At 53.4% G+C, this 24,529-nt stretch carries 23 protein-coding genes; 12 read left to right on the top strand and 11 right to left on the bottom strand.

All coding sequences use genetic code 11. From position 1 onward, the window contains the following. The first annotated feature begins 158 nt into the window (after positions 1 to 158). The 5 genes from rhaB to rhaM are packed head-to-tail and all read left to right on the top strand — an operon-like array spanning position 159 to position 5,189. On the top strand, positions 159 to 1,631 hold the full coding sequence (gene rhaB / locus DES37_RS16760; protein WP_036106989.1) for a rhamnulokinase: 1,473 nt from the start codon (positions 159 to 161) through the stop codon (positions 1,629 to 1,631). Then, positions 1,628 to 2,884, top strand: a complete 1,257-nt coding sequence (gene rhaA, locus DES37_RS16765) for an L-rhamnose isomerase (protein WP_110026912.1) — start codon at positions 1,628 to 1,630, stop codon at positions 2,882 to 2,884. The genes rhaB and rhaA overlap by 4 nt, the downstream gene beginning before the upstream one ends. 9 nt (positions 2,885 to 2,893) lie before the next feature. Continuing rightward, complete coding sequence (gene rhaD, locus DES37_RS16770) at positions 2,894 to 3,718, top strand: rhamnulose-1-phosphate aldolase (RefSeq protein ID WP_036106983.1); 825 nt, start codon at positions 2,894 to 2,896, stop codon at positions 3,716 to 3,718. Positions 3,719 to 3,729: 11 nt separating this feature from the next. After that, the gene (gene fucO / locus DES37_RS16775) at positions 3,730 to 4,878 is read left to right on the top strand and encodes a lactaldehyde reductase (RefSeq protein ID WP_036106980.1); all 1,149 of its coding nucleotides are present in this window, start codon (positions 3,730 to 3,732) and stop codon (positions 4,876 to 4,878) included. Beyond that, the gene (gene rhaM / locus DES37_RS16780; RefSeq protein ID WP_036106977.1) at positions 4,875 to 5,189 is read left to right on the top strand and encodes an L-rhamnose mutarotase; all 315 of its coding nucleotides are present in this window, start codon (positions 4,875 to 4,877) and stop codon (positions 5,187 to 5,189) included. Before fucO ends, rhaM begins: the two co-directional genes overlap by 4 nt. Before the next feature lie 55 nt (positions 5,190 to 5,244). On the opposite strand, the gene grxB is transcribed toward rhaM, so the two are convergent. The 4 genes from grxB to fdhD all read right to left on the bottom strand — a co-directional run bounded on the left by grxB (position 5,245) and on the right by fdhD (position 9,832). Further along, complete coding sequence (gene grxB, locus DES37_RS16785) at positions 5,245 to 5,880, bottom strand: glutaredoxin 2 (RefSeq protein WP_036106975.1); 636 nt, start codon at positions 5,878 to 5,880, stop codon at positions 5,245 to 5,247. Positions 5,881 to 7,076: 1,196 nt separating this feature from the next. Further along, positions 7,077 to 7,499, bottom strand: a complete 423-nt coding sequence (locus DES37_RS16800) for a GNAT family N-acetyltransferase (RefSeq protein WP_110026917.1) — start codon at positions 7,497 to 7,499, stop codon at positions 7,077 to 7,079. Positions 7,500 to 8,085: 586 nt separating this feature from the next. Then, positions 8,086 to 8,892, bottom strand: coding sequence for a DUF1295 domain-containing protein (locus DES37_RS16805; protein ID WP_170123788.1), 807 nt, complete (start codon positions 8,890 to 8,892; stop codon positions 8,086 to 8,088). A 106-nt stretch (positions 8,893 to 8,998) separates the two neighbouring features. Further along, on the bottom strand, positions 8,999 to 9,832 hold the full coding sequence (gene fdhD / locus DES37_RS16810) for a formate dehydrogenase accessory sulfurtransferase FdhD (RefSeq protein WP_110026921.1): 834 nt from the start codon (positions 9,830 to 9,832) through the stop codon (positions 8,999 to 9,001). A gap of 163 nt (positions 9,833 to 9,995) precedes the next feature. On the opposite strand from fdhD, the gene fdnG reads away from it, so the two are divergent. The 7 genes from fdnG to DES37_RS16850 all read left to right on the top strand — a co-directional run bounded on the left by fdnG (position 9,996) and on the right by DES37_RS16850 (position 18,649). Further along, positions 9,996 to 13,043 carry a formate dehydrogenase-N subunit alpha gene (gene fdnG / locus DES37_RS16820; RefSeq protein ID WP_146211529.1) on the top strand — a complete coding sequence of 1,016 codons (3,048 nt, stop codon included), beginning with the start codon at positions 9,996 to 9,998 and terminating at the stop codon, positions 13,041 to 13,043. A gap of 12 nt (positions 13,044 to 13,055) precedes the next feature. Then, positions 13,056 to 13,973 carry a formate dehydrogenase subunit beta gene (fdxH, locus tag DES37_RS16825; protein WP_036110953.1) on the top strand — a complete coding sequence of 306 codons (918 nt, stop codon included), beginning with the start codon at positions 13,056 to 13,058 and terminating at the stop codon, positions 13,971 to 13,973. Then, the gene (gene fdoI, locus DES37_RS16830; RefSeq protein ID WP_110026923.1) at positions 13,970 to 14,608 is read left to right on the top strand and encodes a formate dehydrogenase cytochrome b556 subunit; all 639 of its coding nucleotides are present in this window, start codon (positions 13,970 to 13,972) and stop codon (positions 14,606 to 14,608) included. The genes fdxH and fdoI overlap by 4 nt, the downstream gene beginning before the upstream one ends. Beyond that, positions 14,605 to 15,534, top strand: coding sequence for a formate dehydrogenase accessory protein FdhE (fdhE, locus tag DES37_RS16835; protein WP_036110959.1), 930 nt, complete (start codon positions 14,605 to 14,607; stop codon positions 15,532 to 15,534). Before fdoI ends, fdhE begins: the two co-directional genes overlap by 4 nt. Before the next feature lie 85 nt (positions 15,535 to 15,619). Beyond that, positions 15,620 to 16,978 carry an AAA family ATPase gene (locus DES37_RS16840; protein ID WP_170123789.1) on the top strand — a complete coding sequence of 453 codons (1,359 nt, stop codon included), beginning with the start codon at positions 15,620 to 15,622 and terminating at the stop codon, positions 16,976 to 16,978. Beyond that, positions 16,966 to 17,739 carry a retron system putative HNH endonuclease gene (locus DES37_RS16845; RefSeq protein WP_110026925.1) on the top strand — a complete coding sequence of 258 codons (774 nt, stop codon included), beginning with the start codon at positions 16,966 to 16,968 and terminating at the stop codon, positions 17,737 to 17,739. The genes DES37_RS16840 and DES37_RS16845 overlap by 13 nt, the downstream gene beginning before the upstream one ends. A gap of 151 nt (positions 17,740 to 17,890) precedes the next feature. Further along, entirely contained in the window at positions 17,891 to 18,649 is a 759-nt protein-coding gene (locus tag DES37_RS16850; protein ID WP_110026927.1) for a hypothetical protein, read from the top strand. 68 nt (positions 18,650 to 18,717) lie between these two features. Here DES37_RS16850 and arsC read toward each other — a convergent pair whose 3' ends face one another. From arsC to DES37_RS16885, 7 genes are all read right to left on the bottom strand, one after another. Continuing rightward, positions 18,718 to 19,143, bottom strand: coding sequence for a glutaredoxin-dependent arsenate reductase (gene arsC, locus DES37_RS16855; protein ID WP_110026928.1), 426 nt, complete (start codon positions 19,141 to 19,143; stop codon positions 18,718 to 18,720). 12 nt (positions 19,144 to 19,155) lie between these two features. Then, entirely contained in the window at positions 19,156 to 20,445 is a 1,290-nt protein-coding gene (locus DES37_RS16860) for an arsenic transporter (protein WP_036110970.1), read from the bottom strand. A 112-nt stretch (positions 20,446 to 20,557) separates the two neighbouring features. Then, on the bottom strand, positions 20,558 to 20,908 hold the full coding sequence (locus DES37_RS16865; RefSeq protein ID WP_110026930.1) for a metalloregulator ArsR/SmtB family transcription factor: 351 nt from the start codon (positions 20,906 to 20,908) through the stop codon (positions 20,558 to 20,560). Positions 20,909 to 21,150: 242 nt separating this feature from the next. After that, the gene (gene ilvN / locus DES37_RS16870) at positions 21,151 to 21,441 is read right to left on the bottom strand and encodes an acetolactate synthase small subunit (protein WP_036110976.1); all 291 of its coding nucleotides are present in this window, start codon (positions 21,439 to 21,441) and stop codon (positions 21,151 to 21,153) included. 3 nt (positions 21,442 to 21,444) lie between these two features. Next, positions 21,445 to 23,133, bottom strand: a complete 1,689-nt coding sequence (ilvB, locus tag DES37_RS16875) for an acetolactate synthase large subunit (protein WP_110026931.1) — start codon at positions 23,131 to 23,133, stop codon at positions 21,445 to 21,447. Positions 23,134 to 23,241: 108 nt separating this feature from the next. Further along, positions 23,242 to 23,343 carry an ilvB operon leader peptide IvbL gene (gene ivbL, locus DES37_RS16880; protein ID WP_110027050.1) on the bottom strand — a complete coding sequence of 34 codons (102 nt, stop codon included), beginning with the start codon at positions 23,341 to 23,343 and terminating at the stop codon, positions 23,242 to 23,244. Positions 23,344 to 23,513: 170 nt separating this feature from the next. After that, a complete protein-coding gene (locus DES37_RS16885) occupies positions 23,514 to 24,428 on the bottom strand; it encodes an ROK family protein (protein WP_110026933.1) in 915 nt (304 codons plus the stop codon). Between the last annotated feature and the right edge of the window lie 101 nt (positions 24,429 to 24,529).

Genomic DNA, 24,529 nt, shown 5'->3' on the forward strand with positions numbered 1-24,529 from the left:
ACCCCAGACTTTTCACGGATAAACAGCAAACTGTGAAGTGCCTCACGTTCAACTTTACCTGTTTGCCAGCCCCAATTTTCCGTTGTCATTGGTAAAAAGGTGGCAAAGGTAGCCACTCCGTAGACTGGCGGGTATCAACTTCAGAAAGGATACCCATCATGACGATTCGCCATTGCGTCGCGGTTGACCTGGGCGCCTCAAGTGGCCGGGTAATGCTGGCAACTTACGACAACATTCAGCGCCAGGTGGCGTTAACAGAAATTCACCGCTTTACTAATTGCCTGAAAGCGGTTGATGGCTTTGACACCTGGGATGTGGATAAGCTGGAACAGGAAATTCGCACAGGCCTGCAACAAGTCTGCGACCGCGGCATTACCGTAGACAGCATTGGCATTGATACCTGGGGCGTGGATTTTGTCCTGATTGACGCCAACGGCCAGCGGGTTGGCCTGCCGGTTTCCTACCGTGACAGCCGCACAGATGGCGTGATGGCCGGAGCATTCCATACTCTGGGTAAAGAAGCTATCTACCGCAAAACCGGCATCCAGTTTCTGCCATTCAATACGCTGTACCAACTAAGAGCACTGGCTGAACAACAACCGGAACTGCAGGACAAGGTAGCCCATGCCTTACTGATCCCCGATTACCTGGCGTTTCGCCTTACCGGCAACCTCAACTGGGAATACACCAACGCCACAACTACACAGCTGGTGAATATCAACACCGATAACTGGGACCAGGAACTACTGGACTGGGCAGGTGTGCCAGCCCACTGGTTTGGCGCACCCACACACCCCGGCAACCTGATTGGCTACTGGGTGTGCCGCGAAGGGAAACGTATTCCGCTGGTTTCTGTCGCCACTCATGATACAGCCAGCGCAGTGCTTGCTGTGCCGCTGCAAAGCAAAAACGCCGCATGGATTTCGTCTGGCACCTGGTCTCTGATGGGCTTTGAAAGCCGTCGCCCCTGGACCAACCCGGCAGCACTGGCCGCAAACATCACCAATGAAGGCGGTGCTGAAGGGCGCTACCGGGTGCTGAAAAACATTATGGGCCTGTGGTTACTGCAACGAATCTGCCGTGAATACCAGGTTACTGATTTACCAGGCCTGATTGAGCGGGCAAAAGCGCTCCCCGCCTGCCGCTCGCTAATAAACCCTAACGATGACCGCTTTATCAACCCGGACAATATGGGGCGGGAAATTCAGGCCGCCTGCCGGGAAACCCACCAGGCGATTCCGGAAGATGATGCTCAACTGGCGCGCTGCATTTTCGACAGCCTGGCGTTGCTCTACGCAGATACCCTGCGTGAACTGGCTCACCTGCGCAACCGCCCGTTCGATGCACTGCATATTGTTGGCGGTGGCAGCCAGAACCATTTCCTTAACCAGCTTTGTGCTGACGCCTGCGGCATACCTGTTATCGCTGGCCCAACAGAAGCCTCGACTCTGGGCAATATCGGCTGCCAGCTCATGGCGCTGGATGACATCCACGATGTCGATGACTTCCGCTATGTGGTGTTCAGCAGCCAACCACTTATCCATTTTCAACCCGATTCAGACAGTGAAATTGCCCGCTATGTCGCGCAGTTTCCACAACAACTTCAACCGAATAAGGAGCTTTGCGCATGAGCACTCAACTTGATCAAGCCTGGGAACTGGCAAAACAACGCTTTGCTGCAGCGGGTGTGGATGCTGAAAAAGCCCTGCAACAACTGGACCGCCTGCCTGTTTCCATGCACTGCTGGCAGGGCGATGATGTCGTGGGTTTTGAAAACCCTGAAGGCGCGCTGACTGGCGGCATTCAGGCCACCGGTAATTACCCCGGAAAAGCACGCACCGCCGAAGAATTACGGGCTGATTTAGAGCAAGCGATGAGCCTGATCCCTGGGCCAAAACGCCTGAATTTGCACGCTATTTATCTGGAATCGGCAACACCTGTTGAACGCGATGAGATAAAACCAGAACATTTCGCCAACTGGGTGAACTGGGCGAAAGCGCAAAAACTGGGGCTGGATTTTAACCCCACCTGCTTCTCGCACCCGCTGAGTGCAGATGGCTTTACGCTGTCACACCCGGACGACAAAATCCGCCAGTTCTGGATTGATCACTGCAAAGCCAGCCGCCGTATTTCCGCCTATTTTGGCGAACAGTTGGGCACACCATCTGTGATGAATATCTGGATCCCGGATGGCATGAAAGACATCACGGTAGACCGCCTCGCCCCACGCCAGCGTTTACTGGCCGCGCTGGATGAAATCATCAGCGAAAAACTCAACCCGGCTCACCATATCGACGCAGTGGAAAGCAAACTGTTCGGTATTGGCGCAGAAAGTTACACCGTGGGCTCCAGCGAGTTCTACATGGGTTACGCCACCAGCCGCCAGACCGCACTGTGCCTGGATGCCGGCCACTTCCACCCAACTGAAGTTATCTCCGACAAAATCTCCGCCGCCATGTTGTATGTGCCACGCCTGTTACTGCACGTCAGCCGCCCGGTACGCTGGGACAGCGACCACGTGGTGCTGCTCGATGATGAAACCCAGGCCATCGCCAGTGAAATTGTACGCAACGACTTGTTCGACCGCGTACACATTGGCCTCGATTTCTTTGATGCCTCGATTAACCGTATCGCCGCCTGGGTGATTGGCACCCGCAATATGAAAAAAGCCCTGTTGCGCGCCTTACTGGAACCTACAGCCAAACTGCGCCAGTTAGAGCTGGAAGGCGACTATACAGCGCGCCTGGCTCTGCTCGAAGAGCAAAAATCGCTGCCATGGCAGGCAGTCTGGGAACGTTATTGCCAGCAACACGATACCCCGGCTGATGCCTCCTGGCTCACCACCGTTCGCCATTATGAAAACGACGTTTTACGTCAACGCTAAGGAGTTCACATGCAATCTATTCTTTCTTCCTGGTTTGTTACCGGAATGGTTAAAGCCACCAGTGATATGTGGCTCAAAGGCTGGGATGAGCGTAATGGCGGCAATATCAGCCTGCGTGTGGACGCTAAGGATGCAGAAGCTTACCGCAGTGATTTCTATGCAGAACCACGCTGCGAAGAGCTGACTCAGCCGGCGAAAGAACTGGCAGGATGCTGGTTCCTGGTCACTGGCTCCGGCAAATTCTTCCGTAATGTACAGGTTGACCCGGCAGCGAATCTGGTGCTGCTGCGCATTACCGATGACGGCATGGCTTACCACATTCACTGGGGCCTGAGTGAAGGCGGGCTGCCCACCTCTGAACTGGCCGCGCACCTGCAATCTCATGCCGTGCGTAAACAGCTTTCAGGTGGCCGTGACCGGGTAATCATGCATTGCCACGCCACTAATCTGATTGCCCTGACTTATGTTCTGCCGCTCAATGCTGCCAGCTTTACCCGCAAATTGTGGGAAGGCAGCACAGAATGCCTGGTGGTGTTCCCGGACGGCATCGGCATTGTGCCATGGATGGTGCCTGGCACAGATGGCATTGGCAGTGCTACTGCAGAACAAATGAAATCTCACAGCCTGGTGCTGTGGCCGCACCACGGCGTCTTCGGTACCGGGTCTGATTTAGACGAAGCATTCGGTTTGATAGATACCGCAGAGAAATCTTCGCAAATTCTGGTGAAAGTATTGTCGATGGGCGGAATGCAACAAACCATCACCACAGAACAACTGATAGCCCTTGGCAAACGCTTTGGCGTCACGCCAATGGCCGAAGCCCTTAATGCGTAAGGAGCACAATCATGAGTTTTATGCTGGCATTACCCAAAATCAGTCTGCATGGTGCAGGTGCGATTGGGGACATGGTCAATATGGTGTCAGGAAAACAGTGGGGTAAAGCGCTGATAGTCACTGACGGGCAACTGGTGAAACTGGGCCTGCTCGATTCCCTGTTCGCCGCCATGAAACACCACAATATGGAATACCATTTATTCGATGCGGTATTCCCTAACCCAACAGAAGCACTGGTACAACAAGGCTTCAAAGCGTTCCGGGACGCAAAATGTAATTTTATTATCGCCTTTGGCGGCGGCAGCCCAATTGATACCGCCAAAGCCATTAAAATTTTGACTGCCAACCCGGCACCTTCGACCAATTACTCCGGGGTAGGCAAAGTGAAAAACCCGGGCGTTCATCTGGTGGCAATCAACACCACCGCAGGTACTGCCGCTGAAATGACCAGCAACGCGGTGATTATCAACAGTGAACGCAAAGTCAAAGAAGTGATTATCGACCCGAATATCATTCCGGATATCGCTGTGGATGATGCCAGCGTGATGCTCAACATTCCGGCATCGGTTACCGCCGCTACCGGGATGGATGCGCTGACCCACGCCATTGAAGCCTATGTGTCGATTGGCGCACACCCACTGACAGACGCCAATGCGCTGGAAGCGATTCGCCTGATCAGCACCTGGTTGCCAAAAGCAGTTGATAACGGCAAAGACCTGGAAGCCCGGGAAATGATGGCCTATGGCCAGTACCTGGCGGGCATGGCATTTAACAGCGCCGGGCTGGGGCTGGTACATGCACTGGCACACCAGCCAGGCGCAACTCACGACCTGCCACATGGTGTGTGCAATGCGATTCTTCTGCCTGTCATTGAAAACTTTAACCGCCCGGCGGCCGCAGCCCGTTTTGTGCGCGTTGCCGAAGCCATGGGTGTAAACACTCAGGGAATGAGTGAAGAGTTAGCCAGTGAGAAAGCGATAGAAGCGATTCGCGAATTGTCTGCCCGCGTTGGCATTCCCACCGGGTTCAGCAAACTGGGTGTTACCCAGGAAGATATTGAAGGCTGGCTGGATAAAGCTCTGGCAGACCCTTGTGCGCCGTGTAACCCACGCACCGCGACACGAGAAGAAGTGCGGGCGCTTTATCTGGAGGCATTATGATCCGTAAAGCATTTGTTATGCAGGTGAACCCCGATGCACATGAAGAGTATCAACAACGCCATTCGCCGATTTGGCCTGAGCTGGAAACGGTTCTTAAACAGCACGGTGCTCATCACTATGCTATTTATCTCGATGCTGAGCGCCATCTCCTGTTTGCCACGGTAGAGATTGAATCAGAAGAACGTTGGGACGCCGTTGCACAAACTGAGGTTTGCCAGCGGTGGTGGAAGCATATGCGGGATGTAATGCCAACTCACTCAGATAACAGCCCGTTAAGCGATACGCTCAAACCGGTGTTTTATTTGCCCTGAGTGTTCAGGGATAACAACCAGGCCGCACAGTGTTGCGGCCTGGTTGCGTTGGGCGTTATATGGCCTGCTCAGTCAGCAGGCTGACACCTGTTGCACCCGCAACACGAGCCAGGTAGGCCTGCACCTGGTCACCAAAGTGGATATTTTTTACAATGGTCAGGCTGCGCAATACCGGGAACAGAATAAAATCAGTAACATCAATGGTGTCACGTTCAGCAACCAGTGGTTCAAGTGCAGCCAGTTGAGGCTCCACATCTGCCAGTAACGCGGGTGTATCAGCAATCAGTTGCTCCAGGTCGCCAAATGCTTTTTCTTCACGCAGGCGGTAAGCCTCACGAGCAGCCGGGGTTGCCAGCTCGGCAAAATCACCCTTAGTAAAACGCGGCACAGCAAGGTTAAACGCGCTTTTTGATACCTGCTTGCACCAGGCTTCTATCGCCGCATCTACCGTTCCCGTTGCCACCTGAGGTGCCTGCTTGCTGTCAAGATAGTGCACAATATCCATACTTTCTGGCATATAACTGCCATCTTCTTTTTGCAAAATAGGCACCACTTTGCGCCCCACCATGCGGGTTGGGGTTTCAGCATCGCCTTCCATAATGATATCGATATCGACGGGCAAACTTTTCAGCCCGACAATCATCTGCGCACGCAAACAAAACGGACAATGTTGGTAAATAAAAAGCTTCATAACTCGCCTCACAAAACAGAATCAGGTATATGGCCGGAAAGGCCAGAGAGACAGAACGCAAACAAGAATCAGTTAGCAATCTAACCATTGTGGGGCAGGAAGCAGGGGGATGTAAAGGACCCACCAGGCACGCCTCAACGATTCAGAGGCCACACCCCACACCCGCCTGTAATATCTCAGCAAAAAACATCAAAAAGACGTACCGGGTACAGAACCCACAGCCACACCTGACAGCACAAAAATCCCTGCTACTTGCAGCGAGGCCTGTTCGCGTAAGACCGGTGAACCGCAGAAAGGAAGACAAGGTTATTCCGCCCGGACGGCGGAATAAGGCGAACCGAGGCATGGATGCCGAGTCGAGCCGGCCGCAGGCTGACTGCCCGGAGGTGAACGCAGTGCGCAGCACCGGTCGCCCGCGAAAACGGGGATTGCAAAGGGGCGAGCCCCCTTTAGCCCGTTCACTGGCTGTGAAGCCACATTAACTACATCACTTCCGGTGAACGGAAACAACCACACTGCAAGTGAACGGAACTTTCACCACACTGACACAGTAATCTGCCTGTACTGAGCAAATTGCGCGCCGTGGTAACCACACTGCTTTCTCTCACCACCAGCGCCCGGCGCCCGCAGGGGGCACTGGCCCCCTGCCCCCCCTTTTGTGGCCGGCAAAATCGCCGCTGCGCGGACATTCGGCTTACCCCGGCGGCCTGTTCGGGTACCGCTCCGAGTCGGCTTCCTGCCTCCCGTCGCTCTGCCTGCGTCCTGCAGGCAGCCCCGGCCCGCCAGGCACGCCTCAACGATTTAGAGGCCACACCCCACACCCGCCTGTATGCTCACAGCAAAAAACATCAAAAAGATCTACCGGGCACAGGACTTACAGCCACTCAACACAACACAACAAAACAGTTACTCGCAGCGAGGGTTGTATCGCGTAAGACCGGGGAACCGGAGAAAGGAAGACAAGGTTATTCCGCCCGGATGGCGGAATAAGGCGAACCGAGGCAGGGATGCCGAGTCGAGCCGGCCGCAGGCTGACTGCCCGGAGGTGAACGCAGTGCGCAGCACCGGTCGCCCGCGAAAACGGGGATTGCAAAGGGGGCGAGCCCCCTTTAGCCCGTTCACTGGCAGTGAAGCCACATTAACCACATCACTTCAGGTGAACGGAATAGTCACACCAGCCCGAGTGAACGGAACACTCACCCAACCAGCGACCTGGTTAAATAATGCCGCTGCTGCCCGGTATGCGGATAATTATCCAGCGACATTTGCAATACAAAACCTTGCTTCTGATAAAAACCGAGCGCCTGAAAACTGAACGTATCCACCAGTAAATACCGGCTCCCACGCTCAACTGCTATCTCTTCCGCAGCAGCAACTAAACGCCCGCCTAATCCTGTTCCACGCAGCGACTCTCCCACCCACAAAAATTCAATCGACAACCATTCACCTTGTTGTTTACCACTAATCCCGGCCTGAATAACGCCCTGTTCATCGGTATCAAATACTGCAAAAGGGCGAAACATCTCCGGTTCAACAAACTGAATATTGTAAGAACGTAATCCCCCAGTCAGTTGCGCGATTTGTTGCTCAGTGGGTGTATCGGTTTTTACTAAAGCCATGGGTATTCCTCCTGAATATTTTCCCGAAAAATAAAACGCCTGATAAGTAAATCAAACAAACAAAGCACTCCGCAACATCAGGAAAAAGAAACAGATACATAGATTCATGAATATATAAGAAACAACAGCTGGCACCAGCTCACAGTCCACCTTTTCCGCCTGTAAGCTCCAGCAGAACACAAAGAAAACAGACCACATCCAGAACCCGCAGCTACACCAAACCACACAAGAAAACAGCTACTTGCAGCGAGGCCTGCTCGCGTAAGACCGGTGAACCGCAGAAAGGAAGACAAGGTTATTCCGCCCGGACGGCGGAATAAGGCGAACCGAGGCATGGATGCCGAGTCGAGCCGGCCGCAGGCTGACTGCCCGGAGGTGAACGCAGTGCGCAGCACCGGTTGCCCGCGAAAACGGGGATTGCAAAGGGGGCGAGCCCCCTTTCGCCCGTTCACAGGCTGTGAAGCCACATTAACCACTCCACTGGAAGTGAACGGAAACAACCACACATGACACTATGCAAAGTGAACGGAAACAACCACACTACAAGTAAACGGAATAGTCACACCAGCCCGAGGGAACGGAACACTCACCCCAAATAAACCCTCAACCGCCGCAACGAATACACCGGAACAAAAGGAAACAACACCGGCACCTGGCTCACCCACACCTGGTACTCAGGGTCATCCCCATAACGCGATCCTTGCTTCAGCTCCAGCCTGCGAGCCGACCCAAGCATAATCAGAAAAATACAAATAAAACCAACCAGAACGACACCCCAGCTCAGCACTGTGTGGTACACCCCCACACCAGCAATCACATTTCCCAACCAGAACAGAATCTCTCCCAAATAGTTCGGGTAACGACACCAGCAGTAAACACCCCGGTGCACAAATTTGTTCGGTGCTCGCTTTTTACTGGCCGATTTCTGCCAGTCTGCTGTTATCTCCAGCCCCAGCCCTGCTGCCATAACCACTACACCAGGCCAAAGTAGCGGCGTATCGCCAGCCAGTAAAACAAACAGTAATGGCGCCGCCATTGCAACATACAACGCACTCACACTAAACCAAATCCCCAGCCTGGCCGGGCTGGTAATATGCGCACTCCGCGCTTTGGAGGCTTCAAGCTCCCGGGCAAAACTGGCTGAACGTTCCCGGGCAATCAAATACCCTGAAAGCCGCAAACCATACAGGCACAATAAACCCGCCTGCAACCAGGAACCGGCTGCTGAAGGCGGTGCCGCCCACGCAAACCACACCGCCAGCGCACTGACAGACGCACCGTAACCAATACTGATAAACCAGTCTGTCCGCAAAAAGCCCAATGCAGAAATCAATAAACACAGCCCAAAACCAACCGCGAGGTCAGGCCAGGGAAGGTTGAACCATTGCACCATAGTGATATTGCCCCGTATGCAGAAACCCGGCCGGTGGCGGGGTTCTGGCATTATGACAACAACCAAAAAAAGAAAGGATCAGACTGTGGGATAAAAAGGGTCGTGACTACTCCACAGCAACTAACCGTTGCGGATGGGTATACACCGTAGCACGACCGGGCTTACTGAACCCCACCAGCGTCAGATTACAGCGTTCTGCCACTTCAACGGCCAGTGTGGTTGCTGCAGAAACAGCAAACAAAATCTCCACACCGCACATGGCTGATTTTTGCACCATCTCGTAACTGGCCCGGCTGGACACCAGCACCGCGCCCTGTGGCCAGTGCTCACGGCTGCGGCGCCCCAGCAGTTTATCCAGCGCCACATGGCGGCCCACATCTTCGTGCCCGCCAGCCAGAACGCCATCCGGCATCATCCACGCGGCAACATGAGTACAGCCAGTTAGCTGCCCTACTGGCTGGAACGCTTTCAGCCCACCAAGCCCGGTATCCAGGTGGCGCAGGTCAAAAGTTTGAGTAAAAGGCAACGGGGTAATCGGTTTACCAATATCATTCAATTGCTCTACACCGCACACACCACAGCCAGTGCGCCCGGCCAACGCCCGGCGGCGTTCTTTCAACCCCATAAAACGGCGGCTGGAAAGCTCAATCTGGACTTCAAGACCATTGCAGGATGGCACAACTTCCATGCCATAAATTTCCTGTGAAGTTTCAATAATCCCTTCCGATAAAGAGAAACCAAGGGCAAATAATTCCAGGTCTTTTGGCGAAGCCATCATCACCACGTGAGAAATGCCGTTGTAAACCAGTGCAACCGGCACTTCTTCTGCCAGCCAGTCAGGTTGCGCATGTGTTAAATCACTGCGTTTCCATAGTGGGATCTGTCTGGCAGATGAGAGCTCTGCCACATTTTCTGTGTATTCAGCCTTTTCTTTTTTCACTTTGTATTAACCGTAATAAAACAGCCTTAGCAACATTATGGTATTCTTTTCAGACTATCCTTGATGGATACAGGGATATTCAACTATTCGCATAGTGTGAACCTTTGCGGCACACACCGCAAAAAAGAAAATAACCGTGACAATGTCGAACAAGGAGTAAACCATGCAGGTCAGCAGAAGGCAGTTCTTTAAGATCTGCGCTGGCGGTATGGCAGGTACAACAGCTGCGGCACTGGGGTTTGCCCCAGGTGAAGCGTTAGCGGAAACCCGGCAATATAAATTGCTGCGCAGCCGCGAAACCCGCAATACCTGCACATATTGTTCAGTCGGTTGTGGGCTGTTGATGTACAGCCTCGGCGACGGCGCAAAAAATGCAAAATCCTCAATTTTCCATATCGAAGGGGACCCGGATCACCCGGTAAACCGTGGCGCATTGTGCCCGAAAGGTGCTGGTCTGGTGGATTTTATCCACAGTGAAAGCCGCCTGAAATACCCGGAGTACCGCGCACCAGGTTCTGATAAATGGCAGCGTATTTCCTGGTCAGAGGCGTTTGAACGCATCGCCAAACTGATGAAGGAAGACCGCGACGCTAACTTTGTCGCGCAGAATGATCAGGGCACCACAGTAAACCGCTGGCTCACTACCGGCATGCTGTGCGCATCCGCCTCAAGCAATGAATCGGGCTATCTCACCCAAAAATTTTCCCGGTCGCTGGGTATGCTGGCGGTCGATAACCAGGCGCGTGTCTGACACGGACCAACGGTAGCAAGTCTTGCTCCGACGTTTGGTCGTGGTGCCATGACCAACCACTGGGTGGATATCAAGAACGCCGATCTTGTCGTTGTAATGGGTGGCAATGCCGCTGAAGCGCATCCGGTTGGATTCCGCTGGGCGATGGAAGCCAAAATCCGCAACGGCGCGAAGCTGATTGTTGTCGATCCGCGTTTTACCCGTACAGCGTCTGTCGCTGATTTTTACACGCCAATCCGTTCCGGTACTGACATCGCATTCTTGTCAGGCGTATTGCTGTACCTGATTACCAACAACAAAATTAACCGCGAGTATGTCGAAGCCTACACTAACGCCAGCCTGATAGTGCGTGAAGATTTCAGCTTCGAAGATGGTCTGTTCTCAGGCTATGACGAGCAAACCCGCAAATACGACAAAACCACCTGGCATTACGAGCTGGATGACCAGGGCTTTGCGAAACGCGATACCACATTAAGCCACCCGCGTTGTGTCTGGAACCTGCTGAAAACCCACGTATCACGCTATACGCCTGAGATGGTGGAAAATATCTGCGGGACACCCAAAGCAGATTTCCTGCAGGTGTGCGAATACCTTGCCGAAACCAGTGCGAAAGACAAAACCACCTCGTTCCTGTATGCCCTCGGCTGGACACAGCACTCCGTAGGAGCACAGAACATCCGCACCATGGCGATGATCCAGTTGTTACTGGGGAATATGGGCATGGCAGGTGGCGGGGTTAACGCCCTGCGCGGGCACTCCAACATTCAGGGGCTGACGGACCTGGGGCTGCTGTCGCAGAGCCTGCCTGGCTACCTCTCGTTGCCGAGTGAAAAACAGACCAGCCTGGAAACTTACCTGCAAGCCAGCACGCCCAAACCCACGCTGCCCGGCCAGGTAAACTACTGGGGCAACTACCCGAAATTCTTCGTCTCCATGATGAAAGCCTTCTTCGGGGAACACGCCACTAAAGAAAACAGTTGGGGATTCGACTGGCTGCCCAAATGGGACAAGATGTACGACGTGTTGCAGTATTTCGAGATGATGCATCAGGGGAAAGTGAATGGCTACATTTGCCAGGGCTTTAACCCGGTGGCGTCGTTCCCGAATAAAAACAAAGTCGTGGCATCGCTGTCGAAGCTGAAATACCTGATAACTATCGACCCACTGAACACCGAAACCTCGACATTCTGGCAAAACCACGGCGAATCGAATGATGTGGACCCGTCCACTATTCAGACCGAAGTGTTCCGCCTGCCCTCTACCTGCTTTGCAGAAGAGAATGGATCTATCGTCAACTCTGGCCGCTGGCTGCAGTGGCACTGGAAAGGTGCAGATGCCCCAGGGGAAGCGCTGAATGATGGCGAAATCCTTGCCGGTATTTACCTGCGTCTGCGCGAAATGTACGCCAGTGAAGGCGGCACGGTGCCTGAGCCAGTGCTGAACATGAGCTGGAATTACCTCACGCCACAAGCGCCAGATACCGAAGAAGTGGCACGGGAAAGCAACGGTAAAGCTCTGGCGGATATCCTGGACGATAAAGGCAATGTGCTGGTGAAAAAAGGCCAGCAATTGTCCACCTTCGCCCACCTGCGTGATGACGGCACCACCTCAAGTGGCTGCTGGATTTTCGCCGGTAGCTGGACACCAGAAGGTAACCAGATGGCGCGCCGTGATAACGCCGACCCTTCGGGGCTTGGGAATACCCTGGGCTGGGCATGGGCCTGGCCGCTTAACCGCCGCATTCTCTACAACCGTGCGTCTGCAGACCCACAGGGCAACCCGTGGGATCCAAAACGCCAGTTGTTGAAATGGGACGGAGCCAAATGGGGTGGCGTGGATGTTGCGGATTACAGCACTGCAGCACCTGGCAGTGGTGTCGGGCCGTTCATCATGCAGCCGGAAGGCATGGGCCGCCTGTTCGCCATCGACAAAATGGCAGAAGGGCCGTTCCCGGAACACTATGAACCGTTTGAAACGCCAATTGGCACCAACCCGTTACACCCGAATGTGGTCTCCAACCCGGCGGCACGCCTGTTTAACGACGACCGTGACGCCATGGGGAAAGCCGACAAATTCCCGTATGTCGGCACTACATATCGCCTGACGGAACACTTCCACTACTGGACCAAGCACGCCCTGCTTAACGCTATCGCGCAGCCAGAACAGTTTGTGGAAATTGGTGAAAAACTGGCGAACAAACTGGGAATTGCGCATGGCGATACAGTGAAAGTCTCCTCTAACCGTGGCTATATCAAAGCCAAAGCGGTGGTGACCAAGCGTATTCGCACCCTGAAGGTGGATGGCAAAGACATCGACACCATCGGTGTGCCGATTCACTGGGGCTACGAAGGTGTGGCGCGTAAAGGCTTTATCGCCAATACGCTGACACCGTTCGTGGGCGATGCCAATACCCAAACGCCAGAGTTCAAAACCTTCCTGGTCAACGTGGAAAAAGTGTAACGGAGACGATTTATGGCTTATCAATCGCAAGACATCATTCGTCGTTCCGCAACCAACGGTGTTACCCCCGCGCCACAAGCGCGGGACCACCAGCAGGAAGTGGCGAAGCTTATTGATGTCACCACCTGTATTGGCTGTAAAGCCTGCCAGGTGGCGTGTTCTGAATGGAATGACATCCGGGATGAAATCGGTCACAACGTCGGGGTGTACGACAACCCCGCAGATTTGACTGCCAAATCCTGGACGGTGATGCGTTTTTCCGAAGTGGAGCAGAACGACAAACTGGAGTGGTTAATCCGCAAAGATGGCTGTATGCACTGTGCCGACCCGGGCTGCCTGAAAGCCTGCCCATCGGAAGGTGCTATTATTCAGTATGCCAACGGCATTGTGGATTTTCAGTCTGAGCAGTGTATTGGCTGTGGTTACTGCATTGCCGGTTGCCCGTTCGATGTCCCGCGCATGAACCCGGACGACAACCGGGTTTACAAATGCACTCTGTGTGTGGACCGGGTTACTGTGGGCCAGGAACCCGCTTGTGTGAAAACCTGCCCGACTGGCGCCATCCATTTTGGCTCCAAAGAAGACATGAAAAACGTCGCCAGCGAGCGTATCAGCGAGCTGAAAACCCGTGGGTTCGATAACGCCGGGTTGTATGACCCACAAGGCGTTGGCGGTACTCACGTTATGTATGTGTTACACCATGCCGACAAACCTGGCCTGTATCACGGCTTGCCGGAAAACCCGTCCATCAGCCCGACAGTGAAATTCTGGAAAGGGGTATGGAAACCACTGGCCGCTATCGGCTTTGCGGCAACCTTCGCCGCCAGCATTTTCCACTATGTGGGTGTTGGCCCGAACCGGGCCGATGACCAGGATGATGGCGAGGACGATGACCGAGACCAGGGTAACCATAACGGGGGCCGCCAATGAAAAAGTCCGACAAAAAAATAGTGCGCTACACCGCACCAGAGCGCATTAACCACTGGATAACCGCGTTCTGTTTTTTGCTGGCGGCAGTCAGTGGGCTGGGGTTCTTCTTCCCTTCCTTTAACTGGCTGATGAACATTTTTGGTACGCCGCAACTGGCCCGTATTCTCCACCCCTTCGCCGGGGTGGTGATGTTCGCGTCGTTTATCATCATGTTCTTCCGTTACTGGCACCATAACCTGATTAATCGCGACGATATTTTGTGGGCGAAAAACATCCATAAAATTGCGAGAAATGAGGAAGTTGGCGATACCGGGCGGTATAACTTCGGCCAGAAATGTGTGTTCTGGGCGGCGATTATTTGCCTGCTCCTGTTGCTGGCAAGTGGCGTGGTTATCTGGCGGCCTTATTTTGCCAGTGCCTTCCCGATTCCGCTCATTCGTGCCGCATTACTGGTACATTCATTTGCGGCAGTGGCCCTGATTGTGGTTATCATGGTGCATATCTACGCGGCGCTGTGGGTGAAAGGGACGATTACCGCCATGGTGGAAGGCTGGGTTTCCAGCGCCTGGGCGAAAAAACACCACCCCCGCTGGTTCCGCGAACTACGCCAGAAACAGGAAAAATCAACTGAATGAGTATTCGCATTATTCCGCAAGATCAGTTGGAGAAGAGCGAAAAACGCACGGCGGATATGATTCCGCCGTTATTATTCCCCAGACTCAAGAATCTTTATAACCGCCGGGCAGAGCGCCTGCGTGAGCTGGCAGAGAGTAACCCACTGGGTGATTACCTGCGTTTTGCAGCACTGATAGCCCATGCCCAGGAAGTGGTGCTGTACGACCACCCACTGCAACTGGACCTCACCAACCTGATTGCCAGTGCGGCCGAAAGTGGTAAACCGCCGCTGGATATTCACACCCTGCCGCGTGATAAACACTGGCATAAACTCCTGCATTCACTGATTGCTGAGCTGAAGCCGGAAATGAGCGGCCCGGCACTGGCCGTGATTGAAAACCTGGAGAAGGCGTCTGAGCAGGAACTGGAGAGCATGGCAACCAGCCTGTTTGCCAGTGATTTTGTGGCAGTCAGCAGCGATAAAGCACCTTTTATCTGGGGCGCATTGTCACTGTACTGGGCGCAAATGGCCGCGTTAATTCCGGGTAAAGCCCGCGCTGAATATGGCGAACACCGCCAGTTCTGCCCGGTCTGTGGCAGCATGCCAGTCTCCAGCATGGTGCATATTGGTAGCAATAGTGGCCTGCGTTACCTGCACTGCAACCTGTGCGAAACCGAGTGGCACATGGTGCGGGTAAAATGCAGCAACTGCGAACAGACGCGCGATTTGCATTACTGGTCGCTGGACAGCGAGCAGGCCGCCATTAAAGCAGAAAGCTGTGGCGACTGCGGCACCTACCTGAAGGTGCTCTACCAGGAAAAAGACCCGAACGTCGAAGCCGTTGCCGATGACCTGGCCTCCCTGGTGCTGGATGCCCGCATGGAGCAGGAAGGCTTCGCCCGCAGCAGCATCAACCCGTTCCTGTTCCCGGGGGAAGGGGAATAACCATCCTGAAACGTTTGCTGGCAGAATACGGCAAGCGTTTCAAATAATCACATTGTGCAACCTTCAGGGCTGTGGGTCATCTATCATGAAATTGAAACAACTCTTTCTGAAAAATTTCAGAGGGTTCCGGCAATTTGAATGCGAATTTGGTCCGGGAATAAATGTCCTCGTCGGTTTAAACGGCCAGGGGAAAACCTCTATTCTTGATGCTATCTCAATTGCCTATGGTCAATTTTTCACAGCACTGGGAACGGGGATTGATCGTGGCGTTCATGACAACGAAATTCACCTGGCTAAGCATATTCTGGAAGATGCTGATGATACCTTCACGATGGAATACCAATTCCCGGTAACTATTAGCTGCACAACCTGGCAGGGTGGTCCGGGCGAATTTCCTGAGAGCTGGAGCAGGGTGAGAAATACCCTTAAAGGCCGAACCACCCAAGTTAAAAGCCTGAAGGATTTTGCTAAAAAACTACAGAAAGATGTGCAGGATAATAAGCCTGCAGAATTACCTTTATTCGGTTATTACGGTACTGGCCGTTTATGGAAACAGAAAAAGCTCTCTTCAGTAAAAGTTGCTTCACTGAGTAAATCCAGCCGGTTCGAAGGGTATCGCGATTGTATGGACCCAGAATCCAGCTACGCTGCATTTGCCGTCTGGTTGCGTGATGAAACAATTGCTGAACTGGAGCGCAAAATGAAAATCCTTGAAGAGTCGGGATTATCTGATGCATTAGTTTCAGGCAATACATTACGTAGCCGCCTGCTCAGAGCAATCACAACGGCGGTTAATACCGTACTACAGCCATCAGGCTGGTCCAATATTCGTTATAGCGCGACAGCGAAAGAAATTATCGCCAGCCATCCTGAACAAGGTAATGTTCCGGTTTCCATGCTCAGTGATGGTGTCCGTAATATGGTTGGTATGGTCGCTGATATTGCCTACCGTTGTGTTCGCCTCAACAGCCATCTTCAGGAAAATGCCGTAGTAAAAACGCAGGGAATGGTACTGGTTGATGAAGTTGATATGCATCTTCACCCTCAGTGGCAACAGCTTGTATTACAAAATCTTGGAGCAGCATTTCCCGGCTTGCAATTTATTGTTACCACTCACAGTCCCCAGGTATTGACCACAGTAAGAAAAGAGCAAATTTTAATTTTGGGCCAGCACACCGCTCATAAACCACTTGGTAATACTTTTGGTGAGCAAAGCCACTATGTTCTGACCCAGGTTTTGGGCGTGGATACCCGCCCTCCGCTTAATCACAGCGATATGCTCAAAGAGTACTTCGTCATGATTGAATCAGGAATGGGAAAAAGCGCACAGGCGCTGGCGCTAAGAGCCCAACTTCAGGAGATGATGGGAGAACATCATTCTGACCTCGCAGCCGCAGACAGAGCGATTCAGCGTAAGGAGTTCTTAGGGAAATGCGCAGAATAAAAAAACAAGTGCGCGGCAACGCCAACCTGGCGGCGGCACAAGCCAATAATGGTATTCCGGCAACACACGATGCGGCGAGGCGTGCCTGGAAAAACTTCAGAGACAACCGTAATACGCTGTTTCACCAACTTCTGGTCGAGCAATTTGGTTTGTGTTGTTATACAGAACTTAATTTAGCGGATATACAAAACACCCATGGTATTGGCTCTCATTTCGAACATGAACAACCCAAAAGCCTCTTTCCTGCTCGCACGTTCGATGAGTTAAATCTGCTGCGTAGCGCCCTTTCAGATCAGGATTTAAAAACCTATACCGGTTCAGCCAGATTTGCCGGGCACCATAAAGGTAGTCTCTATAACCCAAATTTATTTATTTCCCCGCAGTCAGCAAACTGCCGTGATTATTTTGTCTATTTACCATTGGATGGAAGTATTCAGCCTAAAAGTGGGTTATCTGCAGAAGACACCGCTAAAGCTGATTACACCATCACCTTGCTGAACCTGAATGCGCCCTTTCTCATTGCAGAGCGGCGGCGCTGGCTCAAAGAAATCGAAGATGAAATAACCCGGCTTATTAACGACAATGCCGTGGAGGCTGTCCGCCATTTGGCAGAATGCGAATTAACGCTCACACCGCGTAAACACCCCCAGTTAATTCAGCCCGCATTTGCACAACTTCGGGCATTTCATTCAGCCACCCGGGCATTATTCGGCTCTCTGGGTGAACAAGTTATACAACAACATTGTGCCCATATTGATTAATACCTGTGGGAGAGGGGTTTCCCTGAATGGCTGGCTGAATACTGCGTAAATATTGCAACAGTGTCATTGTTTATTTAGTTACCGTTTAACTCACCGGGCGGATTATCAGAAACCGCCCCATGGAGGGGAGTAATGTACAAGGAGTTTCCCGGTGAGAACAATAACCAACCTGCTGTTATTAGCTTGTGCCCACCCTGCACTGGCGGCACTGTCTTCTCCAGTCATCGAGCCTCTCGCCCTGGAAAAGTTGCCTGCCAGCAATGAACACTTTGCCGCCATTTGCCCGGCCATCTTTGATGACTGTGGCCCGGAAAGCCCGTTAATCTTGTGGCGTAAAGCGCATGATAACAGCCTGTTCTATGCCGTTACCCCGCAGTTTGAAGTGAAAAAAATCAGAAGTGTTGCGGGTGGTTTTCAACAAGAAACCAGTTGGTCTCTTGCCCAGTATCGCCACAGCAATACCGATGACGCATACCAGCATGACGGGCTGACCAAAGGCGGCCTGACACTGTTCCCGGCCATTTACCCGGTCAGTAAAACACAACAGGCGATTGCCCTGATTCACAACTGGTCTTCTGCTTATGCCAGTGGCGAGCGGGAAGAAAATTATGCGGATTTTATTGTTCTGGAAGCAGACGGCACCTGGCGCACCGCTTTTAGTAACCTGCCATTTTCCTCTGCAGAAAAAATAAAGGCCTGTTTTACTGAACGCGATTTTGCGCGCCACACCCATTGCCACGATGAAAAATGGCGCACACTGAAGGTGACGATGCAGGACACAGGCGCAGAATATTACACCTGGTCTTTCACCATAAAAACATTCCACTGGCCTTCATTTACTGCGAAATCAGATATCCGGATAGATACCTGGTCTTACAGCAAAGTACCCTTTGCAGACCAGGCAGGCTGAAAATGGGGCAATGGCGCTGGCAGTAACCAGAACACCATTGCCCCTTATTTTTTACTTAAACTCAGGCTTTACTTCAACCGCTTACCGGTGTTGTCCACCACCTGCTCGCCATCTTCCTTGGCAAACGCGCCTTTTTGCTCACCTGGCAGAATATCCAGCACCACTTCAGATGGCCGGCACAACCGGGTTCCCAGTGGGGTCACAACTATCGGGCGGTTAATCAGAATGGGGTGCTGCAACATAAAATCAATCAACTGGTCGTCGGAGAACTTACCCTCTTCCAGCCCAAGCTCGGTAAATGGCTCAACGTTTTTACGCAGCAGCGCCCACACGGAAATGCCCATATCGGCAACCAGTTTCACCAGTTCATCCCGCGCAGGCGGGGTTTCAAGGTAAAGGATAACTTCAGGCTCTGCGCCGCTGTTACGGATCATCTCCAGCGTGTTGCGTGAAGTACCGCAATTAGGGTTGTGGTAAATGGTGATGTTGCTCATAGCAGTATCTCATTACAAAGTGAAAGAAAGGCGCAGCACCAGTGCCGCCAGCGTCACAAACAGGACCGGCAGGGTCATGATAATGCCGGTGCGGAAGTAACCACCCCATGTTATCCGCATGTTCTTTTGAGAAAGCACATGCAACCAAAGCAATGTTGCCAGGCTACCAATTGGGGTGATTTTCGGCCCCAAATCGCAGCCAATCACATTGGCATACACCATTGCTTCTTTGATAACACCCGTGGCTGTGCTGCCATCAATCGACAGCGCGCCAACCAGTACAGTGGGCATATTATTCATAATGGAAGACAGAAACGCAGTCAGGAACCCGGTGCCTAATGTTGCCGCCCACAGGCCCTGCCCGGTGAGCCAGTCCAGAATGCCAGACAAGTAGTTGGTCAGCCCGGCGTTGCGCAGGCCATACACCACCAGGTACATCCCTAACGAAAAAATCACTATCTGCCAGGGCGCACCACGCAGCACTTTACCGGTGTTAATGCCATGGCCCCGTTTCGCAACCGCAAATAATACCAGCGCGCCCACCGCAGAAATGGCGCTCACCGGAATACCCATTGGCTCCAGGACAAAAAAGCCCAGCAGCAACAGCACCAGCACCACCCAGCCCGTCTTAAACGTGGCTTTATCTTTAATAGCCAGCGCCGGGTCTTTCAGGCGGGCAAGATCATATTCAGGTGGGATTTCTTTGCGGAAAAACCAGTGCAGCATCACCAGGGTAGCAAGGATAGCCGCAATATCTACGGGCACCATCACTGAGGCGTATTCATTGAACCCCAGGCGGAAGAAGTCAGCAGAAACAATATTCACCAGGTTGGAAACCACCAGCGGCAGGCTGGCGGTGTCGGCAATAAAACCCGCCGCCATCACAAAAGCCAGGGTGGCACCTTTGCTGAACCCCAGCGCCAGCAGCATGGCAATGACGATAGGCGTTAAAATCAGGGCAGCGCCATCGTTGGCAAACAACGCAGATACTGCTGCGCCCAACAGAATGATACAGGTAAATAACAGCCGCCCACGGCCATTGCCCCATCGAGCCACATGCAACGCGGCCCATTCAAAAAAGCCGGATTCATCCAGCAACAGGCTGATAATAATAATGGCGATAAAAGTCGCCGTTGCGTTCCAGACGATATGCCACACCACAGGAATATCACTGAGCTGCACCACACCCGTTACCAGCGCGAGTATTGCACCAAGCATAGCGCTCCAGCCAATACCCAGCCCTTTCGGCTGCCAGATAACCAATACAATAGTCAGGATGAAAATAGCTCCGGCCAGCAACATAACCCCTCCAGGCAGAACAGCAACGCTGCTCTGAGTAACCATAAAAAATGAGCCAGCACCGAATGCCGCCCAACTTATTACATCTGTTTTTTCGAATATGAAAAGTTAATACCTAACACACTGGCGCACCACAGCCTGTACTGCTTTCCACCCGTTGAACCCGGGTTAAGTTCTGAATAGCCTCCTGCTCACTTAACCAGGCCTGTTCAATCACTTGTGCGGCCCACGCAGGTATTTGCGGCGACAGGCGGTAATGCACCCATTTCCCCTGCTTGCGGCCCAGTAGCAGCCCGCTTTCCCGTAACATCCCCAGATGGCGGGAAATCTTTGGCTGCGACTGGTTCAGCAGGCTACAAAGGTTGCACACACAAACTTCGCCCATCTCTCTGAGCAACAGAATAATGTTCAGACGGGTTTCATCAGACAGATACTTGAATAATGCCAGCGGGGTAAGTTGTGCCATACGGGTTCTCCTGTAACTGCCAGGCAGTGTCGCGCTTCATCTTTAAAAAGTCAAAAACATATTCGCTTTTTCATATATGAAAGTTTCTAAAAACGCGAATGAAGCACCAGGCATACAACAGGGGAAAGGCGCAACACGGCTGGCGCAGTAAATTGACCGGCGGGAAGAGCTGCGGGTATCACACATAAAGCCAACGGCCGGAAGCGAACCTCCCGGCCGGTACCTGAACCAACAGAAAAGCGTTACTGGAAAAACAGCCCCAGCTTATTAAACACGCCAGGATCCGCTTCATGGCGGGTAACCTGTACTACATCTTCCAGTTTGTCTATCTGGCTAATCATTTGCTCAAGGCGCTGGTCATCCAGCACCTGCAACCAGATACGGCTCTGTTCGCCATTTTCCAGTGGCAGACACAAAATCCCTTCAACGTTAAATGCCCGGCGGGCAAACAACCCACATACATGGGACATCACGCCCGGGTGGTTATGCACGGTTAGTTCCAGGATAACGGCTTCACAATGTTGTTGTTGCATGGCTTATTCCCCCACCATTTCAGTATTGGCCGCACCTGGCGGTACCATCGGATACACTTTTTCATTCGGGTCGATGCTGGCATGAATCAGGCACGGCCCCGGGCGGGATATTGCCTCGCGCAGTGCAGCCTGCGGGTCAGGCGCTGCATTTAAATCGCAGGTTGCCAGACCAAACCCGGCGGCAATCGGCATGAATTGCGTCATGCCAGGATAGGTACAGGCATAAACATTCTGGTTATAGAACAGGGTTTGCTGCTGATGCACCAGGCCCAGCGCATGGTTGTTCATCAGTACAATTTTCACATTCAGGCCATTTTCCGCAAGCGTTGCCATTTCCTGAATATTCATCATCAGGCTGCCATCGCCGGTAAAACAAATCACCGTACGCTCTGGTTCCGCCAGTGCTGCGCCAATCGCCGCTGGCAGGCCAAAGCCCATTGTGCCCAGGCCGCCGGAAGTCAGCCACTGGCGCGGGCGGTTCAGCGGGTAAGCCTGCGCCACCCACATTTGGTGCTGCCCCACATCGGTGGTGATCACCGCGTTGTCATCCACACACTGTGCAACCGCATTGATCAGGCCATAATGGGATAATGGGTCTTCACTGCTGAAGTGGGTGGGAAACTCGCGCTGTAAATCATTCACCAGCGCGCGCCACTCTGTGCGGGGTTGTGGCATCACCTGGGGCAGTAACTGCGCCAGTACCTCGCTGACATCACCCTGAATGGCAACATGGGCCTGTTTGATTTTCCCCAGTTCCGCCCGGTCGATATCCACATGAATAATTTTGGCATTGGGGCAAAACTCTGCCGTTTTACCAATGGCGCGGTCGTCAAAACGCGCCCCCATCACCACCAGTAAGTCTGCTTCCTGCAGAATATAGTTAGTGCTTCTTGCGCCATGCATCCCCAGCATGCCCAGTGATAACGGGTGGTGAGAAGGCAGCGTGCCCAGCGCCATTAATGTCATGGTGGTTGGCAGGTTGGCAGTTTCCGCCAGCTGGCGCGCCTGCTCAGCAGCCCCAATGGCGCCCCCGCCCAGGTAGAGTACCGGGCGCTTTGCCTGGTTAATCATCGCCGCCGCTTCACTTACTGCCTGGGAGGAAAATGCCGGAGCCCCCTGGCGCTCGCCTGGTTCAGGCAGGCAATCAAGGTCGATTTCCGCCGTCTGAATATCTTTCGGGATATCCACCCACACCGGGCCCGGGCGGCCAGACTGAGCAATACGGAACGCGTCACTGATAACCTGCGGTAATTCGCTGATATGGCGCACCAGGTAGTTATGTTTGGTAATGGGAATGGAGATGCCGTAAGTGTCCACCTCCTGGAACGCATCGGTGCCAATCATGGCGGACGGCACCTGGCCGGTGATACACACCAGTGGAATTGAATCCAGCCGGGCATCGGCAATGGCTGTCACCAGGTTGGTCGCGCCCGGCCCACTGCAGGCCATACACACTGCGGGTTTTCCCTGGGTTCGCGCCATTCCCTGGGCGATAAAACCAGCCCCCTGTTCGTGGCGAGCCAGAATATGGCGAATTTGTTTGCTTTCACTTAACGCATCATACAGCGGTAACACGGTACCGCCAGGAATGCCGGTGACCTGGGTTATCCCCTGCCGTTCCAGTAAGTGAACAATTAACTGCGCGCCTGTCATGCGCTGAGGTTGCGATATGCTGCTGCCCGTTGTTGCCATGCTCCAGTATCCTTTTTTCTTCTGGGCCAGCGTTGTTGGGCGAGTAGGAAGTAAAAACCCCGCCCGGTTTGCGCCGGCGGGGTTTGGAATCGTGCGTTGATTCAGACCCTACGGCGCTTTGCCGACGACCACCACCACACGCACGACGACCACTACCGCGGCGGTTAGCGCGGTAAGTAGTAGAGCCTGTGCATTGCGGATTGCAGTCATTTGGGGCCTGTGTTGTGTTATTTTTACGTTAAAAAATATACAAACACAGCTGGCGAGTTTAAACAACGATTTTTTTGGCAATAACAGGAAATTGTTGCCACGGTCACGTTTCATTGTGCCGCCTGTCACAACCGTTGCAGCCATGACGCAGTGGTTCACAGCACTGGTGGTTACCGGCTCCCCTGTTCAGCACCCAGCCATGCTGCACCGCGCATTCCGCTGCTCGCCCCGTGCTGTGCAGTAACAATCGGGGTTTGGAAGTGATCGGTAAATACCCGGGGAGCAACCTGTTGCGCCACACCTTCCAGCAACAATGGGGATTGCGATAACCCGCCACCCAACACAATCACTGCCGGGTCCACCACATTAATGACTGTTGCCAGCAGGCGGGCGAGCTGGCTGCGGAAACGGGCAACCTGCTGCAGCGCGGCTGAGTCACCAGCCTGCGCACGGCTTATCACCTGCTCACCACAAACCTCTTCCCCGGCCAGCAAGTGGTACCCGCGCGCCAGGCCTGTACCCGAAACAAAGCTTTCGGCACAGTTTTCCTGCCCACAATAGCAACGCACAGCAGGGCCATCATTCTCTGGCAGATACCCGGGCAAAGGAATATGGCCACACTCCGCCGCTGAGCCATACCCGCCAATAATCAGTTGGTTATTAATCACCAGGCCACCGCCGCAGCCAGTGCCTAATGTCATACCGAACACACTGCTGTACCCCGCACCGGCACCATCTCTGGCTTCAGAGAGCGCAAAGCAGTTAGCGTCGTTCGCCAGGGTAACAGGTTGCCCAAGGCGCGCAGCCAAATCCTGCGCCAGCGGTTGCCCGTTCAGCACCAAAATATTGGCGTTGCGAATGCGCCCGGAAACCGGCGACACACTGCCCGGCAACGCAATCCCCAGTGAAAAGGGTTCCGCAAGCTGCTGGCGCAGGGTATTTACCAACTGGCTGACGCTTTCCAGAAACTGCTCATAGCTGTTTTTTTGCGTGGGTTGCCGCCACCGCCCACACTCCCGGCCCGTGCTGTCCAGCACCACCGCGGCGATTTTCGTGCCACCAATATCCAGCCCAGCCTGTAACACGGTACACCTCCCTTCAGGCAAAACGGCGTGCATCAGCACACCGGAATGTGATTCAGGCCGGTTATCACACAATAGATAACCGGCTCTGTGCCAGCCACTCT

Origin of the sequence: Mangrovibacter plantisponsor (genome assembly GCF_003182475.1) — a bacterium.
In the GTDB taxonomy this organism is placed as follows: Bacteria; Pseudomonadota; Gammaproteobacteria; order Enterobacterales; family Enterobacteriaceae; genus Mangrovibacter; species Mangrovibacter plantisponsor.

What these genes read in the sequence shown, in the direction of transcription:
- fucO (WP_036106980.1), top strand. Translation starts at nt 3,730, where the DNA reads ATGAGTTTTATGCTGGCATTACCCAAAATCAGTCTGCATGGTGCAGGT.
- DES37_RS16800 (WP_110026917.1), bottom strand. Translation starts at nt 7,499, where the DNA reads ATGGCTTTAGTAAAAACCGATACACCCACTGAGCAACAAATCGCGCAA.
- rhaB (WP_036106989.1), top strand. Translation starts at nt 159, where the DNA reads ATGACGATTCGCCATTGCGTCGCGGTTGACCTGGGCGCCTCAAGTGGC.
- ilvN (WP_036110976.1), bottom strand. Translation starts at nt 21,441, where the DNA reads ATGCAACAACAACATTGTGAAGCCGTTATCCTGGAACTAACCGTGCAT.
- ivbL (WP_110027050.1), bottom strand. Translation starts at nt 23,343, where the DNA reads ATGACTGCAATCCGCAATGCACAGGCTCTACTACTTACCGCGCTAACC.
- DES37_RS16805 (WP_170123788.1), bottom strand. Translation starts at nt 8,892, where the DNA reads ATGGTGCAATGGTTCAACCTTCCCTGGCCTGACCTCGCGGTTGGTTTT.
- ilvB (WP_110026931.1), bottom strand. Translation starts at nt 23,133, where the DNA reads ATGGCAACAACGGGCAGCAGCATATCGCAACCTCAGCGCATGACAGGC.
- DES37_RS16840 (WP_170123789.1), top strand. Translation starts at nt 15,620, where the DNA reads ATGAAATTGAAACAACTCTTTCTGAAAAATTTCAGAGGGTTCCGGCAA.
- fdhE (WP_036110959.1), top strand. Translation starts at nt 14,605, where the DNA reads ATGAGTATTCGCATTATTCCGCAAGATCAGTTGGAGAAGAGCGAAAAA.
- grxB (WP_036106975.1), bottom strand. Translation starts at nt 5,880, where the DNA reads ATGAAGCTTTTTATTTACCAACATTGTCCGTTTTGTTTGCGTGCGCAG.
- DES37_RS16865 (WP_110026930.1), bottom strand. Translation starts at nt 20,908, where the DNA reads ATGGCACAACTTACCCCGCTGGCATTATTCAAGTATCTGTCTGATGAA.
- fdxH (WP_036110953.1), top strand. Translation starts at nt 13,056, where the DNA reads ATGGCTTATCAATCGCAAGACATCATTCGTCGTTCCGCAACCAACGGT.
- DES37_RS16860 (WP_036110970.1), bottom strand. Translation starts at nt 20,445, where the DNA reads ATGTTGCTGGCCGGAGCTATTTTCATCCTGACTATTGTATTGGTTATC.
- fdoI (WP_110026923.1), top strand. Translation starts at nt 13,970, where the DNA reads ATGAAAAAGTCCGACAAAAAAATAGTGCGCTACACCGCACCAGAGCGC.
- rhaM (WP_036106977.1), top strand. Translation starts at nt 4,875, where the DNA reads ATGATCCGTAAAGCATTTGTTATGCAGGTGAACCCCGATGCACATGAA.
- DES37_RS16845 (WP_110026925.1), top strand. Translation starts at nt 16,966, where the DNA reads ATGCGCAGAATAAAAAAACAAGTGCGCGGCAACGCCAACCTGGCGGCG.
- rhaD (WP_036106983.1), top strand. Translation starts at nt 2,894, where the DNA reads ATGCAATCTATTCTTTCTTCCTGGTTTGTTACCGGAATGGTTAAAGCC.
- rhaA (WP_110026912.1), top strand. Translation starts at nt 1,628, where the DNA reads ATGAGCACTCAACTTGATCAAGCCTGGGAACTGGCAAAACAACGCTTT.
- arsC (WP_110026928.1), bottom strand. Translation starts at nt 19,143, where the DNA reads ATGAGCAACATCACCATTTACCACAACCCTAATTGCGGTACTTCACGC.